The sequence below is a fragment of the Collinsella sp. 4_8_47FAA genome (assembly GCF_000763055.1).
GTDB lineage: Bacteria > Actinomycetota > Coriobacteriia > Coriobacteriales > Coriobacteriaceae > Collinsella.
In genome coordinates this window covers 1-876 of sequence record NZ_KN214157.1, presented here as the reverse complement: position 1 = coordinate 876, position 876 = coordinate 1, and the positions used below count along the sequence as shown (strand labels likewise).

General features: G+C 63.4%; 1 protein-coding gene. It reads right to left on the bottom strand.

Going from position 1 to position 876, the window contains the following annotated elements; genetic code table 11:
• Nucleotides 1–876: SIS domain-containing protein (locus tag HMPREF9463_RS10225; protein WP_035138998.1), on the bottom strand; the 876-nt coding region annotated here is incomplete at both ends.

The window sequence follows — 876 nt, the reverse complement described above, 5'->3', positions numbered from 1 at the left end:
AGTAGTCGAACTGGTGATAGTAGCGACGGTAGTTGAGGTTGTGCTTGGTGACCGTCTCGTAGTAGCGAGCCAGGCGGTCGGTAACGAGCACCGTCAGAATCCACGGAGAGACGATGACGCGGAACTCGTCGTCAAGGCCGGGGATCGCGAACTCGGCGGTGTCGATGATGTTGATGTCGGTGTCGCCGGTCACGCCGCGGGTCAGGAAGGCGCGGACGCGCTCGTCGAGCTTGCGGTTCTCGTCCTCGCCCATGAACAGGAACACGGGGACGCCCGGCTCCACGAGCTCGAGGGTGCCGTGGAAGAAGTCGGCCGAGGTGATGTAGCGGGTGCGCTTCCACTGCATCTCCTCCAGGATGCACATCGAGAACAGGATCGTCTCGCCCCACAGGGCGCCGGAGCCGATGAACATGGTGTAGGGGGCCAGGGCGTACTTCTTGGCGAGCTCCTCGGCGCGCGGCTCGAAGCGCTTGCGGATATCGAGCATGTCCTTCCAGATGTCCTTGGTCTGCTCGATAAACAGATCGAACTTGGGGAAGCAGCCGCGGCGGTTGAGCAGGCGCAGGCCGAAGCAGTCGGCGAGGTAGTAGCCCTTCTCGCAGCCGCCCGAACCATGGTCAGAAGCCATGGCGACGCAGTTCTCGGCGCCGACAGCCTGGCCGATGGGGCCCTCGGGCTTGGTCATGGCGTAGACGCGAATGCCCTTTTCCTTCATCTTCTTGACGGCCTCGAGGACCTCGGGGGTGGTGCCGGACTCGGAGGCGGTGAGCACGACGGACTTCTCGGTCATGCGCTTGTGGCCCATGACGTTCCACTCGGCGGCGTGGATCAGGTAGACCTCGAGGTCGCGGTCGCCGAACTTGTTCATGAGGTACT